Annotated in this window: 12 protein-coding genes; 6 read left to right on the forward strand and 6 right to left on the reverse strand. The window is 48.8% G+C overall.

Annotated features, from left to right (window positions below; genetic code table 11):
* Positions 1–109 precede the first annotated feature (109 nt).
* Genes glyA through pyrB form a run of 3 tightly spaced genes read right to left on the reverse strand, consistent with a single transcriptional unit; the run spans position 110 to position 2,858 of the window.
* Positions 110–1,390 carry a serine hydroxymethyltransferase gene (glyA, locus tag DXD25_RS02125; protein ID WP_117661584.1) on the reverse strand — a complete coding sequence of 427 codons (1,281 nt, stop codon included), beginning with the start codon at positions 1,388–1,390 and terminating at the stop codon, positions 110–112.
* Positions 1,391–1,415: 25 nt separating this feature from the next.
* A complete protein-coding gene (gene pyrI, locus DXD25_RS02130; protein ID WP_089542855.1) occupies positions 1,416–1,880 on the reverse strand; it encodes an aspartate carbamoyltransferase regulatory subunit in 465 nt (154 codons plus the stop codon).
* Positions 1,881–1,910: 30 nt separating this feature from the next.
* Entirely contained in the window at positions 1,911–2,858 is a 948-nt protein-coding gene (gene pyrB / locus DXD25_RS02135) for an aspartate carbamoyltransferase (RefSeq protein WP_117661585.1), read from the reverse strand.
* Between the two features lie 115 nt (positions 2,859–2,973).
* On the opposite strand from pyrB, the gene DXD25_RS02140 reads away from it, so the two are divergent.
* The 4 genes from DXD25_RS02140 to DXD25_RS02155 all read left to right on the forward strand — a co-directional run bounded on the left by DXD25_RS02140 (position 2,974) and on the right by DXD25_RS02155 (position 9,086).
* Positions 2,974–5,304: a penicillin-binding protein 1A gene (locus tag DXD25_RS02140; protein ID WP_117661586.1), complete on the forward strand. Its 2,331-nt coding sequence runs from the start codon at positions 2,974–2,976 to the stop codon at positions 5,302–5,304.
* A gap of 214 nt (positions 5,305–5,518) precedes the next feature.
* The gene (gene pheT, locus DXD25_RS02145; protein ID WP_117661587.1) at positions 5,519–7,987 is read left to right on the forward strand and encodes a phenylalanine--tRNA ligase subunit beta; all 2,469 of its coding nucleotides are present in this window, start codon (positions 5,519–5,521) and stop codon (positions 7,985–7,987) included.
* Between the two features lie 74 nt (positions 7,988–8,061).
* Positions 8,062–8,805, forward strand: a complete 744-nt coding sequence (locus DXD25_RS02150; protein ID WP_117661588.1) for a YebC/PmpR family DNA-binding transcriptional regulator — start codon at positions 8,062–8,064, stop codon at positions 8,803–8,805.
* Positions 8,806–8,807: 2 nt separating this feature from the next.
* Complete coding sequence (locus DXD25_RS02155) at positions 8,808–9,086, forward strand: TIGR03905 family TSCPD domain-containing protein (protein WP_089542850.1); 279 nt, start codon at positions 8,808–8,810, stop codon at positions 9,084–9,086.
* A gap of 92 nt (positions 9,087–9,178) precedes the next feature.
* Here the strand turns inward: DXD25_RS02155 and DXD25_RS02160 are convergent, their stop codons facing one another.
* Positions 9,179–9,565 (reverse strand): hypothetical protein, encoded by a 387-nt coding sequence (locus tag DXD25_RS02160; protein ID WP_117661589.1) that lies wholly within the window; start codon positions 9,563–9,565, stop codon positions 9,179–9,181.
* A gap of 69 nt (positions 9,566–9,634) precedes the next feature.
* Between DXD25_RS02160 and lepA the strand changes: the two genes are divergently transcribed.
* Together lepA and DXD25_RS02170 are read left to right on the forward strand one after the other, a co-directional pair.
* Positions 9,635–11,428: a translation elongation factor 4 gene (lepA, locus tag DXD25_RS02165; RefSeq protein WP_117661590.1), complete on the forward strand. Its 1,794-nt coding sequence runs from the start codon at positions 9,635–9,637 to the stop codon at positions 11,426–11,428.
* 45 nt (positions 11,429–11,473) lie between these two features.
* Complete coding sequence (locus DXD25_RS02170; protein WP_117661591.1) at positions 11,474–12,073, forward strand: Crp/Fnr family transcriptional regulator; 600 nt, start codon at positions 11,474–11,476, stop codon at positions 12,071–12,073.
* A gap of 85 nt (positions 12,074–12,158) precedes the next feature.
* Here the strand turns inward: DXD25_RS02170 and DXD25_RS02175 are convergent, their stop codons facing one another.
* A complete protein-coding gene (locus DXD25_RS02175) occupies positions 12,159–13,823 on the reverse strand; it encodes an AMP-binding protein (RefSeq protein WP_117661592.1) in 1,665 nt (554 codons plus the stop codon).
* Positions 13,824–13,939: 116 nt separating this feature from the next.
* Entirely contained in the window at positions 13,940–15,607 is a 1,668-nt protein-coding gene (locus DXD25_RS02180; RefSeq protein WP_117661593.1) for an AMP-binding protein, read from the reverse strand.
* Positions 15,608–15,617 lie beyond the last annotated feature (10 nt).

Here is a 15,617-nt window from a genome sequence, read left to right on the forward strand (position 1 = left end):
ATATGATTTGAAACTAAAAAATAAAATATGATACGGAATTAAAAAAGACTGCGAACTTGATACCCGCAGTCTTTTTTGTAAATATATATCGAATCGAATTTTTCTTTGCTTAGTAAGCGAAGAGAGGATAATCCTTCATGGTCTCGTTTACCTTCTCACGAACGCGGGCGATGACCTTCTCATCCTCAGGTGAATTCAATACTTCCTCGATGAGCTCTGCGATGAGATGCATCATATCCTCCTTGGCGCCACGGGTTGTCATGGCAGCTGTACCCAGGCGGATACCTGATGTCTGGAAGGCAGAACGGCTATCGAATGGAACCATGTTCTTGTTCACAGTGATGTCTGCTGCAACAAGCGCATTCTCAGCTACTTTACCTGTGAGGTCTGGATATTTACTTCGGAGGTCAACGAGCATAGAGTGGTTGTCTGTACCACCGCTTACGATACCGAAACCACGACCCATCAGATCGTCAGCAAGAACGGCTGCGTTCTTCTTCACCTGCATGGCATACTCCTTCCAGGATGGCTGCAGGTTCTCATTGAAGGCAACAGCCTTGGCTGCGATGACGTGCTCCAGCGGACCGCCCTGCTGACCAGGGAATACGGCAGAATTCAAGAGCATGCTCATCTTCTTAACCTCGCCCTTCTTGGTAGTTAATCCCCATGGGTTGTCAAAATCCTTACCCATCAGAATGATACCGCCACGAGGACCACGGAGAGTCTTGTGGGTAGTAGAAGTAACGATGTGGGCATACTTCAATGGGTTGTCGAGCAGACCGGCTGCAATCAGACCAGCAGGGTGAGCCATATCAATCATGAGGAGGGCACCCACCTCATCGGCAATCTTGCGCATGCGGGCATAATCCCACTCACGGCTGTAAGCACTACCGCCACCGATAATCAGCTTAGGCTTGTGCTCCAGAGCCAGCTTCTCCATCTCGTCGTAATCCACACGACCCGTCTCCTTGTTCAGGTTGTAGCCGATAGGATTGTAGAGAATACCAGAAGTATTGACGTGGCTGCCATGAGAAAGGTGACCGCCGTGGTCGAGATTCAATCCCATAAAAGTATCACCCGGTTTCAGTACGGCGAGCAATACAGCAGCGTTAGCCTGAGCACCAGAGTGAGGCTGCACGTTGGCATACTCAGCACCAAAGACTTTCTTCACGCGTTCGATGGCAAGGTTCTCTACGATATCCACCACCTGGCATCCACCATAGTAGCGCTTGCCTGGCAGACCCTCTGCATACTTGTTGGTAAGGTAAGAACCCATAGCGTTCATCACCTCGTCACTCACGAAATTCTCAGAAGCAATCAGCTCCATGCCTTTCAGCTGACGCTGATGTTCTCTTTCGATTAAGTCGAAAATCTCTTGATCTTTAACCATTCTTATTTATTTTATGTGATTGATGCTACTTACAAAGCTCCACTTTGCCCAGTTGCTGCTCCTTATCGCAGTAATGGCAGCGTACGATACCGAGTACCTTATCTACGGTGTGGAAGAGGGTCTGCATAGGCTCGTTGTTGGTGATGCACTTAGGGTTGTTGCACTTTACGATGCCCCTGAGCGTATCTGGAGTCTCTACGGTCTTCTTCTCCACGATCTCATAGTCCTTGATGATACTCAGTCCGATGTTAGGAGCCACCACAGAGAGGCGGTTGATTTCCTCATCGGTAAAGTACTTGTTGGCAACCTTGATGATGCCCTTCTTGCCGATCTTCTTGGAAGGCAAGTTGTAGCCGATGGTAACAGGAGTGTCCATCTTCTCCAACTGGAGCAGGTTGACTACCTGGTAGGTTTTCTCGGCTGGTATATGGTCGATTACGGTACCGTTCTCGATAGCCGCAACCACTAATTGACTTTTATTGTTTCCCATAATTAATCACTAATAAATAATCACTAAACACTACTCAATAATGGTCTTGTCATTCTTCACATCCTCCAGCGTGATACCGAGGCAGTGGCAGAAGATAGCCTCACGGGCATAGAGACCATTCTGAGCCTGCTGGATGTAGTATGCATGTGGATCATCATCTACATCGTATGCAATCTCGTTGACACGTGGCAGTGGGTGCATGATCTTCATGTTCTCCTTTGCCTTGCAGAGCATGTCTCGCTTCAGGATATACACGTTCTTCACACGCTCGTACTCCATCAGGTCGCTGAAACGCTCCTTCTGTACACGGGTCATATAGAGAATATCGGCGTCGGCAATCACATCCTCGTTGAAATCCTCGTGCTCCGCGTACTTGATGTTGTGCTCCTTGCAGTAGAGTTTGTACTCCTCTGGCATGGCAAGCTCCTTAGGTGCGATGAAGTGGAAGGTAGGGTTGAAGTGGCGCATAGCGGTGATAAGTGAGTGAACGGTGCGGCCATACTTGAGGTCACCCACAAGATAGATGTTCAAGTTCTCCAGGGTGCCCTGGGTCTTGAAGATAGAATAGAGGTCGAGCAAGCACTGGGATGGATGCATGTGGGCACCATCGCCGGCATTGACGATAGGCACTGGAGCTACCTCGCTGGCATACTGGGCTGCACCCTCGATGAAGTGGCGCATGGTGATGACGTCGGCGTAGTTGCTCACCATCAGAATGGTGTCCTTCAGCGTTTCGCCCTTGGTAGTGCTGGATGTCTTGGCATCAGAGAAGCCGATGACACGTGCGCCAAGGCGATTGGCAGCTGTCTGGAAACTGAGTTGGGTACGAGTAGATGGTTCGAAGAAAAGGGTCGCTACGACCTTTCCCTTCAACAACTCCCTGTTGGGATGCTTTTCAAACTCTTGCGCCATTTCGAGGAGGTACATGATTTTCTCCTTCGAGAGGTCGGCAATCGTCACAAAATTATGTTTTTCCATACGAATTTTGATTGAATGTTCTGAAATCGCCCCCAAAGTTACATATAATTTCTGATTTATGTGCGATATTTCAAAACTTTTATGTAATTTTGCACAAATAAATGAAGAAATAGAGATGAGAAAACATTTTATCTATACATTATGGGGCATTTTTGCCACTTTTGTCGTGTCGGCTATGCTCGCCTTCTTTGCCATCTGGAACGGATGGATCGGTTACATGCCGGACATCGAGGATTTGCAGAATCCTATCAGCAGATTCGCCACTCAGGTGTATTCGTCTGATGGAAAGGTGCTGGGTACATGGAACCTGAACAAGGAGAACCGTATCGTGATACCTTACAAGAAGATGTCACCTTATTTAATAAAGGCACTGGTTGCCACGGAGGATGAACGATTCTATGAGCATTCGGGCATCGACTTCCGTGCGCTCGGTCGTGCCATCGTGAAGCGTGGACTCCTGGGGCAGACCAATGCCGGAGGTGGATCTACCATCACCCAGCAGCTTGCCAAGCAGCTCTATTCAGAAAAGGCATCGAGTACCTTGGAGCGACTGCTGCAGAAACCGATAGAGTGGGTCATCGCCATCAAGCTGGAGCGATACTATACCAAGCAGGAAATCCTGGCACTCTATCTCAACTACTTCGACTTCCTGCACAATGCCGTGGGTATCAAGACGGCTGCGAATACCTATTTTAATAAGGAACCGAAGGATCTTACCCTCACCGAGGCGGCTACGCTCATCGGTCTCTGCAAGAACCCTTCGCTCTTCAACCCAGTGCGCTATCCGGAGCGTGCCCGCGACAGAAGAAACGTGGTGCTCTCGCAGATGGAGAAGGCGGGCTATCTGGATCATGCTGAATACAGCCAGTATTCGGCAGAACCGCTCACGCTCAACTTCCACCGTACCGACCATAAGGATGGTTCGGCTACCTACCTGCGCGAATATCTGCGCAAGTATCTGATGGCTACCCGTCCGGAAAGAAAGGATTATGCATCGTGGAACTATGCTCAGTTTGTTACCGATTCCATCCTCTGGAATACTGATCCTCTGTATGGATGGTGCAACAAGAACTTCAAGAAGGATGGTTCTCCATATAATGTATATAGCGATGGCTTGAAGGTGTTTACCACCGTGGACAGTCGTATGCAGCGATATGCCGAAGAGGCTGTATATCAGCACGTGGCACGCTATCTGCAGCCAGCCTTCAGCAAGGAGGTTTCCCGCAAGCCAAGTTCGCCATACAGTGACAAGCTGACCCCTAAGCAGATCAAGGCTATCCTGAACCGCAGCGTTACCCAGTGTGAGCGCTACCGACAGATGAAGGAAGCGGGATGCTCGGCAGAAGAGATTCACGATACCTTCCGCAAGAAGATTCCGATGACCGTGTTTACCTATCATGGCGACATCGATACGCTGATGAGTCCGCTCGATTCCATCCGCTATTACAAGACCTTCCTGCGCAGCGGATTCATGAGCATGGATCCTAAGACGGGTGCCGTGAAGGCATACGTGGGTGGATTGGACTATACCCACTTCATGTATGATATGGTAAGTTTGGGAAGAAGACAGGTGGGTTCTACCATCAAGCCGTTCCTCTACAGTCTGGCGATGGAGAATGGATTCTCGCCTTGCGATCTGGCACCTAACCGCCAGCAGACCTATATGGTGGCTGGCAGACCATGGACGCCGCGCAATGCCAACCATTCGAGATACGGACAGATGGTTCCGCTGAGCTGGGGATTGGCACAGAGTAACAACTGGATCAGTGCCTATCTGATGAGTAAGCTGAACCCATCGCAGTTTGTCCAGCTGCTGCATGACTATGGTATCAACAACCCTGATATTCACGCATCTCTGAGCTTGTGTCTCGGACCGTGTGAGGTGAGCGTGAGCGAGATGGTGAGCGCCTATACAGCCTTTGCCAACCATGGTATCCGTACGGCTCCGATGTTTGTGAGCCGCATCGAGGATAACGAGGGTAACACCATCGCCACCTTCCAGCCGAGAATGAACGAGGTGATCAGTGCCGACAATGCCATGAAGATGCTCACCATGATGATGGGCGTAGTGGATAATGGTACGGCAGGAAGACTGCGCTACCGTTATAAGCTGGAGGGACAGATAGGTGCCAAGACGGGTACCACCAACAACAACAGTGATGGATGGTTCATCGGCTTTACTCCGCAGCTGGTAAGTGGCTGCTGGGTAGGCGGTGAGGATCGCGATATCCACTTCGACTCCATGAGTATGGGTCAGGGTGCCACCATGGCGCTGCCAATTTGGGCTATCTTCATGAAGAAGGTATATGCCGATGTCTCGCTGGGCTACAGTCCGGAGGTGAAGTTTGATATCCCTGCCGATTACAACCCATGCTATCATGTGGGCAGCGGTGGCGAGCAGGATGATTTCGAACAGGTAGATGCCATCGACGAAGTATTTGAATAATTCCTCGGGAAGTGCTCCCGATGCCGTCATCAAAAGACTATCCGCCATTTTTGCACTCATTTCTTTTAAATAGTGCAAAAATGGCGGATGTTTTTTGCTTATCTCCATTATTTTTTGTATTTTTGCAAAGTTTTAGGGCTCTTGTGCCACAAATGCGTGATGACGAGGAGGTTCCCAAACACTTGATAAAGAGAAAATAAAAAAAAACATTATAATGAACGTTTCATACAAATGGCTTAAAGAATACGTCGATTTCGACCTGACACCACAGGAGACAGCCGATGCGCTGACCTCTTGCGGACTCGAAGTGGACGCTTTGGAGGAAGTACAGTCTATCAAGGGTGGACTGAAAGGTCTTTACGTAGGTAAAGTGTTGACATGCGAGGCGCATCCTAACAGCGATCACCTCCACGTAACAACCGTTGACCTGGGCAAGGGTGAGCCACAGCAGATTGTCTGCGGTGCGCCTAACGTAGCTGCCGGTCAGAAGGTAATCGTTGCCGATCTGGGCTGCGTGCTCTACGACGGCGACCAGAGTTTTACCATCAAGAAGAGCAAGCTCCGCGGTGTAGAGAGCTTGGGTATGATCTGTGCTGAGGATGAAATTGGCGTGGGTACATCTCACGATGGTATCATCGTGCTCCCTGAGGATGCTCCAGTGGGTCAGCCTGCTGCCGAGTACTATCACCTGGAGAGCGACTGGCTCATCGAGATTGATATCACTGCCAACCGTGCCGATGCACTCGGTCATTGGGGAGTAGCACGCGACCTCTATGCCTGGTTGAAGCAGAACGGTTATGAGACCAGCCTGCATCGTCCATCTTGCGATGAATTCGTAGTAGACAACGAGGATCTTCCTATCGATGTAGAAATTGAGAACACCGAGGCTTGCAAGCGCTATGCCTGCGTAAGCATCACCGACTGCGAGGTGAAGGAGAGCCCTAAGTGGTTGCAGGACAAGCTGAACATCATCGGCTTGCGTCCAATCAACAATATCGTGGATATCACCAACTACATCATGATGGCATACGGTCAGCCATTGCACTGCTTCGATGCCGATATGGTTACCGGTCATAAGATTGTGGTTCGCACCCAGCCTGAGGGCACCAAGTTCGTGACCCTGGATGGTGAGGAGCACACTCTGGGTGAGCACGACCTGAGCATCTGCAATGCTGAGGAGCCAATGTGTATCGCCGGTATCTTCGGCGGCAAGGGTTCCGGTACTTACGAGACCACCAAGAGCGTGGTTCTGGAGAGTGCTTACTTCCACCCAACTTGGATCCGCAAGAGCGCTCGCCGTCACGGTTTGAGCACAGATGCCAGCTACCGTTTTGAGCGTGGCGTAGATCCAAACGGACAGATTTATGCATTGAAGCAGGCTGCCATCCTCTGCAAGCAGTTGGCTGGCGGCAAGGTTTCCATGCAGATCAAGGATGTATATCCAGAGCCAATGCAGGATTTCCCAGTTCGCCTGAACTATGAGTATGCTCACCGCCTCATCGGTAAGGAGATTGGTGCTGAGACCATCAAGAGCATTGCTACATCTCTGGAGATGAAGATCGTGAAGGAGGATGCTGAGGGCATCGACCTCCTGGTTCCTGCCTATCGCGTGGATGTTCAGCGTCCTTGCGATGTAGTAGAAGATATCCTCCGTATCTACGGATATAATAATGTGGAGATTCCAACCCAGTTGAAGAGCTCTTTGACTGTTCAGGGTGATGAGGACAAGGCTTATCATAGCCAGAACCTCGTGGCTGAGCAGTTGGTAGGCGAGGGCTTCATGGAGATTCTCAACAACTCTCTGAGCAAGTCAAGCTACTATACCGACCTGGAGCTGAACAAGTATCCTAATGAGACTACCGTGAAGGTGATGAACCCATTGAGTGCAGATCTCGGCGTGATGCGTCAGACCATGCTCTTCGGCGGTTTGGAGAGCGTAGCCCGCAACATCAACCACAAGAGCCAGAACCTGAAGTTCTTCGAGGTGGGTAACACCTATATATATAATAAGGAGAAGTGGAGCGAGGAGAGTCCTATCAAGGCTTACTCTCAGGAGGCTCACATGTCACTCTTCATCACCGGTAAGCGAGTAGAGGGCAGTTGGGCTCATGCAGATGAGCAGAGCAGCATCTACGAGCTGAAGGCAGTGGTAGAGAATATCCTCCGCCGTGTAGGTATGCCACAGAATAACCTGGTTATCAAGCACAGCGACAACAACATCTTTGCCAAGGGCGTGAACTACGAGACCCGTGCCGGCAAGGTGTTGGTAGAGATGGGTATCCTGAGCAACAAGCTGAAGAAGGCATTCGACATTGAGCAGGATGTATTCTATGCTGATGTTCACTGGGATAACCTGGTGAAGACCGTGAAGAAGGTGAACCTTACTTACACAGATATCAGCAAGTATCCATCTGTGAGCCGCGACCTTGCACTGCTCGTTGACAAGAACGTAGAGTTTGCACAGATTGAGCAGATTGCCCATCAGACTGAGAAGAAGCTCCTGAAGAGCGTGGTTCTCTTCGACGTTTATGAGGGTAAGAACCTGCCAGAGGGCAAGAAGAGCTATGCCGTGAACTTCATCCTCCAGGATGAGGAGAAGACATTGAATGACAAGCAGATTGATGCCATCATGAAGAAGCTCATTGCCAACCTCACAGGTAAGCTCAACGCAGAACTGAGATAATGCAGAATGCGATTGACGCAGAATTGAGATAATATTATAAACAAAAAACGATAAATATTTAAAATTTTATTCCAATGGGAAGAGCATTTGAATATCGTAAAGCTACAAAGCTGAAAAGATGGGGCCACATGGCCAAGACATTTACTAAGTTGGGTAAGCAGATTGCCATCGCTGTAAAGGCAGGCGGTCCAGAGCCAGAGAACAACCCAACCTTGCGTGCTATCATCGCTAACTGTAAGCGTGAGAACATGCCTAAGGACAATATCGCTCGTGCCATCAAGAACGCTTGTGGCAAGGATACCAGCGATTACAAGGAGGTAACATACGAGGGATATGGCCCTCACGGAGTTGCTGTGTTCGTTGATACATTGACAGATAACACAACCCGTACAGTGGCTGACGTTCGTTCTATCTTCAACAAGTTCAGCGGTAACTTGGGTACAACAGGTTCTTTGTCTTTCCTCTTCGACCACAAGGCTGTGTTCACATTCAAGAAGAAGGATGGTCTGGATATGGACGAGATGATTCTCGACCTGATTGACTATGGCGTAGAGGACGAGTTCGATGAGGATGAGGAGAACAACGAAATCACTATCTACGGTGCTCCTACAAGCTTCGGCGAGATTCAGAAGCACCTGGAGGCTGAGGGCTTCGAGGTAACTGGTGCTGAGTTCACCTACATTCCTAACGATTTGAAGGATGTTACTGCTGAGGAGCGCGAGACTATCGACAAGATGGTTGAGAAGTTGGAGGAGTTTGACGATGTTCAGACTGTCTATACCAACATGAAGCCTGAGATTCCTGCAGACGCAGAATAATGATGTTGCAGCAAGAGAAACAGGATAAGTTGACCAAGGTTACTTATCAGACTCATGGTACCTGCTCTAAGTACATCTGTATCAGTGTTGATGAGGATGGAAAAGTGCAGGATGCCCAGTTCATCGGCGGTTGCGATGGCAATACCAAGGGTGTTTGTGCCTTGATTCAGGGTATGAAGGCAAAGGAAGTCATTGCCCGACTGAAGGGTATCACTTGTGGTAACAAGCCTACAAGCTGTCCAGACCAGCTGGCTACAGCCTTGCAGGAAATGGGATATTAAAACAATAAATCCGCAGAACTGAAACGGATGATACGGAAAGATGATGATTCCGTTGATTCCCGTTTGAGTTCTGCGGATTTTTCGTTTAATCGCTAATACTTGAAGACATCATCCAGCAAAATCTCCTTCGGATTCTTAGCTGAATAATAAACGAAGCGGAAGGTGAAGTGGGCATCCTTGTAAACCTTCAGGCCAGGGTTGTTGTCCAATGCCTCTTTCTGAAGTTTGTGGAGCTTATCCTTGTTGGCATCAATCGCCTTCTTGTTGTCCGCTTTGTTGCGAAGAGTCATGTAATAAGAGAATACGCGGGTGTTCTTGTCAAACACGGCGCTGTCTGTTCTGCTGTCATTTACATATGGGGTAGGGCAGTATTTCTCTGTGTATTCCTTAGCCTCACGAACCGCCTTATCTTCCAGACTTTCAGTGCAAGATACGACCAAACTAGCCAAAAATATACTATAAATTACTTTTTTCATCATTATTATATATTTTTTTTGCAAAGATACGAAAAAAAATACTATCTTTGCACTCCAAAGAGAGAAAATTGTATGGAGAATATAAATAAGATAAGAAATTTCTGCATTATTGCACATATTGACCATGGTAAAAGTACCTTGGCAGACCGATTGTTAGAGAAAACTCAGACCATCAAGATTACTGAGGGTCAGATGCTTGATGATATGGATCTGGAGAGGGAGCGTGGTATCACCATCAAGAGCCATGCCATTCAGATGGAATACAAGGCAAAGGATGGAGACACTTACATCCTCAACCTCATCGATACTCCGGGACACGTCGATTTCTCATACGAGGTTTCTCGTTCCATCGCAGCGTGCGAGGGAGCGCTCTTGGTTGTGGATGCCACCCAGGGTGTCCAGGCCCAGACTATCTCTAACCTCTATATGGCTATTGAGCATGACCTGGAGATTATTCCGGTCATCAACAAGATTGATATGCCTTCGGCTATGCCGGAGGAAGTGGAAGATGAGATTGTGGATCTCATCGGTTGCAAGCACGAGGATATCCTCCGTGCATCCGGTAAGACCGGCGAGGGTGTCGAGGATGTTCTGGAAGCGGTGGTAAACCGTGTTCCGGCTCCTAAGGGAGATGACAAGGCACCACTCCAGGCTTTGATCTTCGACTCTGTATTCAACTCATTCCGTGGTATCATCGCCTACTTCAAGATTGAGAACGGTGTAATCCGCAAGGGCGACAAGGTGAAGTTCTTCAACACCGGAATGGAATATGATGCAGATGAGATTGGCGTACTGAAGATGGATATGATTCCCCGCAAGGAATTGGGTGCCGGTGAGGTAGGTTACATCATTTCGGGTATCAAGAATGCTACCGAGGTAAAGGTGGGTGATACCATTACCCACATCGCACGTCCTTGTGAAAAGGCGATTGCAGGATTCCAGGAAGTGAAGCCAATGGTCTTTGCCGGCGTTTATCCTATCGATCCTAGCGATTACGAGAATCTGCGTGCCTCATTGGAGAAGCTGCAGCTCAACGATGCTTCGCTCACCTTCTCGCCTGAGAGTTCGGTTGCCCTGGGCTTCGGTTTCCGATGCGGATTCCTCGGATTGCTCCACATGGAGATTGTACAGGAGCGTCTGGACCGTGAGTTCAACATGGATGTCATCACCACCGTTCCTAACGTATCCTATATGGTATATGACAAGCAAGGTGGTGAGAAAGAGGTACATAACCCATCGGGACTGCCAGATCCAACGCTCATCGACCATATCGAGGAGCCGTATATCCGAGCTACCATCATCACAGCTACCAATTATATCGGTCCTATTATGAAGCTCTGTCTCGACAAGCGTGGAGAGCTTATTAATCAGGAATACGTGAGTGGTAACCGTGTGGAGCTGCATTTCATGCTGCCATTGGGCGAGATTGTGATCGATTTCTACGATAAGCTGAAGAGTATTTCCAAGGGATATGCTTCGTTCGACTATCACATCGATTCCTTCCGTCATTCCGACCTGGTGAAGCTGGATATCCTCTTGAATGGAGAGCCGGTGGATGCCCTGAGTACTTTGACCCATCGCGACAACTCTGTGAGCTTCGGCCGCAGAATGTGTGAGAAGCTGAAGGATCTAATTCCACGTCAGCAGTTTGATATTGCCATTCAGGCTGCTATCGGTGCGAAAATCGTAGCCCGTGAAACTGTGAAGCAGGTGCGCAAGGATGTTACTGCCAAGTGTTATGGTGGTGACGTGAGCCGTAAGCGTAAGTTGCTGGAGAAGCAGAAGAAGGGTAAGAAACGTATGAAGCAGATTGGTAACGTAGAGGTGCCGCAGAAGGCATTCCTTGCGGTGCTGAAGCTTGACTAAGAGATTCGACGAAATAAATTTTAATAACTAGGAGGAACTTAAATTATGAGTGATTTTAAGGTTATCACCCCTAAACGCGACATAGCCAGAGAGCTTGCCCGTAGGTATAGTACGATGACTCATGACGAGTTGGATGTACTGGAATCTATCCTGGAACCCATCAAGTATGGCAAGGGAGAAAAGATTCTGGTAGAGGGTGAAGTGTGCAGAAACATTTCTTACATAGAGAAGGGATTGGTGCGCCAGTTCTATACCAAGTATGATAAGGAGGTAACAGAACACTTAGGTGTTGACCATACTATCTTCATGTGTATTGAGAGTCTGTTCCGAGAAACCCCTTCTTACCTCCAGGTTGAGGCTTTGGAGCCTACCTTGGTGTATGCTTTGCCGAAGGCGAAGCTCGAGGCGGCTGCCATAAGAAATGTAAACATCCAGATGCTTTACCGTAAGATTCTGGAAGAAAGTTTGATTCAGTCGCAGGTACATGCCGACCTGATGCGATTCGAAACTGCGCCTAATAAGTATAAGCGTTTGTGCGAGCTGAATCCGCAGGTGGTGCTCCGTGCGCCGCTTACGTATATCGCAAGCTATCTGCAGATGACGCCTGAGACTTTGTCTCGCATCCGATCAAACACTTTGTTGTAATGATTATCATAAAAAAATGGTGTAACTTCTTTTTGGGAAGCTACACCATTTTTTTGTATTTGTATTTCTCTTTATTCAAGTTCTGTTATTCTGCTGTATAGAGGAATCGCTTGATACTCTTCTTAGGAGTCTTCTCAAATTCCTCATCGTGGATGCGGATCTCGCTTACCTTGCTGTAGGCAGGAACCATCGTATTGAGCTCCTGACGGTTCTGCTCCATAATCTCTTCCAGTTCGCTTCTGCCCAGGTTCAGAGACTGAGCCTCGTCGAAGTCTGGATATACCAGAGCCACCAGCTTGTCGCCCTTCTGAACAACCACGCTCTCTGCAACGAGGGCGAGAGAATTGAGCTTATCCTCGATTTCCTCAGGATAGATGTTCTGACCGCTGGCACCGAGCAACATGTTCTTGCTGCGGCCCTTGATGAATACATTGCCGTCGCCATCCATCGTTCCGAGGTCGCCGGAATGATACCATCCGTTCTCATCGATGGTCTGCTTGGTTGCCTCCTCATTCTTGTAGTAACCCAGCATCACGTTAGGACCCTTGGCAAGGATTTCGCCTGGTACGTTCTCCGGATCCGGACTGTTGATGCGAACCATCATGTGGAGCGCAGCCTTACCGCAAGAGCCCGGAACGAAGTTCTTGTAATCTTCGTAGCAGATGATAGGCGCACATTCTGTAGCACCATAACCCACTGTATATTTGAAGCCCACGCCGTGGAGGAATCTTTCTACTTCCTGGTTGAACGCAGCGCCGCCGATAATCACCTCATAGAAGTTGCCACCGAAGGCATTGGTTACCTGTTCGCAGATCTTCTCCTTCACCTTCTTGCTGATAACAGGCATGTGGAGGAGCATGCGCATACGGTTGTTCTGAATCTTAGGGAATACCTTCTTGCGTATAATCTTCTCGATAACCAGAGGTACAGCGATGATAACTGCTGGCTTGATGCGTCCAAATGCCTCGGCGATGATCGCTGGGCTAGGGATGCGGGTGAGATAGAAGATGTGGCAGCCCTTGATGAACTCGAAGATAAATTCGAACGACATGCCATACATGTGTGCCATCGGCAGGATGCTGATGACAGAATCTCCAGCCTTGATCTTCTTGCCCAATACATTCTCGGCAAAGTCGGCATTGCCCCACAGCGCACGGTATGGAACCATCACACCCTTGGAGAAACCGGTAGTACCACTGGTATAGTTGATCATAGCCAACTCGTCAGGATCCTGTTCGATATAGTAGTTGACGTGGTTCTTGCGGAAGTACTTAGGGTACTTGATACCGAACATCTCGTTGAGGTGCTCGCGGGCATAAGTCAGCTTGTCGGTACGTGAAACCACGAGTGAGTAATCTGGAATGTAGATGATACCTTCCAGACCCGGCATCTTGGTTGCATCTACCTGTGTAGCAACAACGTCGCCCACGAAGAGCAGCTTGGCGTCGCTGTGGTTCACGATATTGTGAATCTGTTCTGGCATGAACTCATGCAGGATAGGCACTGCGATGGCACCATAGGTTAGGGTAGCGAGGAAAGCCACTGCCCAATTGGCACTATTTCTACCGCAAAGAGCAATCTTGTCGCCCTTTACTACACCGGAGTTCTCAAACATGATGTGCAGCTTCTCTATCTTGCGTGCTACATCGTGATACTGCAAGGTCGCTCCCTTGTAGTCGGTCAAGGCATCCATATCCCAATGGTCTATGATGCTCTGCTGGATAAGTGCGTTAAAGCTAGGAATTTCCATATTCTTATTATTTAACGATTTTTCTAAGTTCATATTTTTCTCGTACTTGAAGTCTCTATCTCTGGATTACGCTTTGTTTCGCGTATTATATCACGTCCTGGTAGAGGTAACGTTTGTTATATTACGTCCTGGTAGAGGTAACGCTTGATAGACTTCTTGGCTGTCTTTTCAAATTCGGTGTCGTGCAGCTGGATGCGTGATATCTTTGCAAAGCTAGGCATCTGCATATTCAGTTCCTTTCGGTTCTGCTCCATGATGTTGGCGAGGTCTTCGTCTGAGAATCCCAGTTCCTTGCTCTCTTCCATTTCAGGATGAACGAGTGCCACGAGCTTGTCGTCCTTCTGCAGTACGATGCTCTCGTTGACCATTGCCATGGAGTTGAGCTTATCCTCAATCTCTTCCGGATAGATGTTCTGTCCATTAGGACCGAGCAGCATGTTCTTGCTTCTACCTCTTACGAAGAAGTGACCGTCGGCATCCATCGTTGCCAGGTCGCCGGTATGGAACCATCCATCCTCGTCAATCACGGCATCGGTAGCCTCCTGGTTCTTGTAGTAGCCCTTCATCACATTGATGCCACGGCAAACCAGTTCGCCTGCCACGTTTTCAGGGTCATCGCTCAGTACCTTCACCTCCATATGCTTCACGGCAACACCGCAGCTACCTGCCACATAATTGTCCTGATGAGCAAAGGTGATGAGCGGAGCGGTTTCCGTAGTACCGTAACCCATGGCGATAGGGAAGCCGATGCTGATGAAGAAGTTCTCTATCTCCTTGTTGAGTGGAGCACCACCCACAACCACCTCGTATGGACGCTCGCCAAACTTGCGCAATACAAACTCGCGAACCTTCTCCTTGATGCGCTTGTTGATGACAGGCATGTTCATCAGCAGTCGGGCACGGTTGGTCTGGATATGTGGGAATACTTCTTTTCTCACGATCTTATCTACCACGAGTGGTACGGCAAAGATGATGTCTGGCTTGATTTCTGCCAGCGCCTCTGAGATGAGCGTAGGGCTCGGAAGGCGGGTGAGGAAGAAGATATGGTTACCCATCGCCATATTGTAGATGAACTCGGTCATGAGTCCATACATGTGAGCCATCGGAAGGGTAGAGAGGATGTTGCAGTTCTTGCCGATCTTGGGACTTACCGTATCCATCAGATAATCGAGATTACCCCAGAGGGCTCTGTATGGCAACATCACACCCTTGGAGAAACCTGTAGTTCCGCTGGTGTAGTTGATCATCGCCAGTTCTTCCGGATCATCCACGTGATATTTCACATGCTCAGGGCGGAAGTACTTGGGATATTTATGACCAAACATAGCATTGAGATGCTCGCGGGCGTAAGTCAGTTTCTCTGAACGGGAAATGACGAGTGAATTATCCGGCAGATAGATGATGCCTTCCAGTGTAGGCATTTCATCGGGAGTAATCTCCGTAGCCACCACATCACCCACAAACAGGAGCTTGCTCTCGCTATGGTTCACGATGTTGTGAATCTGCTCTGGTTTGAATTCGTTCTGTATAGGCACGACGATTGCACCATAGGTGATAATAGCCAGGAAAGCTACTGCCCACTGGCTACTATTTCTACCGCAGACGGCAATTTTGTCGCCCTTCTTCACATCGCTGTTTTCAAACAGGATGTGCAGTTTCTCTATCTTTCTGGCAACATCGTGGTACTGGAGTGTAGCGCCCTTGTAATCGGTGAGCGCATCCAAGTGCCAATTCTTGATGATGCTTCTCTCAATATACGAGTTAAAGCTTGGTATTGAATTCATTGCACAATTT

The sequence above is a fragment of the Prevotella sp. TF12-30 genome, assembly GCF_003436715.1.
GTDB lineage: Bacteria > Bacteroidota > Bacteroidia > Bacteroidales > Bacteroidaceae > Prevotella > Prevotella copri_A.

Excerpts from the sequence above, each read along its gene's own strand:
- glyA (WP_117661584.1), bottom strand. The coding sequence starts at position 1,390 with ATGGTTAAAGATCAAGAGATTTTCGACTTAATCGAAAGAGAACATCAG.
- pyrI (WP_089542855.1), bottom strand. The coding sequence starts at position 1,880 with ATGGGAAACAATAAAAGTCAATTAGTGGTTGCGGCTATCGAGAACGGT.
- pyrB (WP_117661585.1), bottom strand. The coding sequence starts at position 2,858 with ATGGAAAAACATAATTTTGTGACGATTGCCGACCTCTCGAAGGAGAAA.
- DXD25_RS02140 (WP_117661586.1), top strand. The coding sequence starts at position 2,974 with ATGAGAAAACATTTTATCTATACATTATGGGGCATTTTTGCCACTTTT.
- pheT (WP_117661587.1), top strand. The coding sequence starts at position 5,519 with ATGAACGTTTCATACAAATGGCTTAAAGAATACGTCGATTTCGACCTG.
- DXD25_RS02150 (WP_117661588.1), top strand. The coding sequence starts at position 8,062 with ATGGGAAGAGCATTTGAATATCGTAAAGCTACAAAGCTGAAAAGATGG.
- DXD25_RS02155 (WP_089542850.1), top strand. The coding sequence starts at position 8,808 with ATGTTGCAGCAAGAGAAACAGGATAAGTTGACCAAGGTTACTTATCAG.
- DXD25_RS02160 (WP_117661589.1), bottom strand. The coding sequence starts at position 9,565 with ATGATGAAAAAAGTAATTTATAGTATATTTTTGGCTAGTTTGGTCGTA.
- lepA (WP_117661590.1), top strand. The coding sequence starts at position 9,635 with ATGGAGAATATAAATAAGATAAGAAATTTCTGCATTATTGCACATATT.
- DXD25_RS02170 (WP_117661591.1), top strand. The coding sequence starts at position 11,474 with ATGAGTGATTTTAAGGTTATCACCCCTAAACGCGACATAGCCAGAGAG.
- DXD25_RS02175 (WP_117661592.1), bottom strand. The coding sequence starts at position 13,823 with ATGGAAATTCCTAGCTTTAACGCACTTATCCAGCAGAGCATCATAGAC.
- DXD25_RS02180 (WP_117661593.1), bottom strand. The coding sequence starts at position 15,607 with ATGAATTCAATACCAAGCTTTAACTCGTATATTGAGAGAAGCATCATC.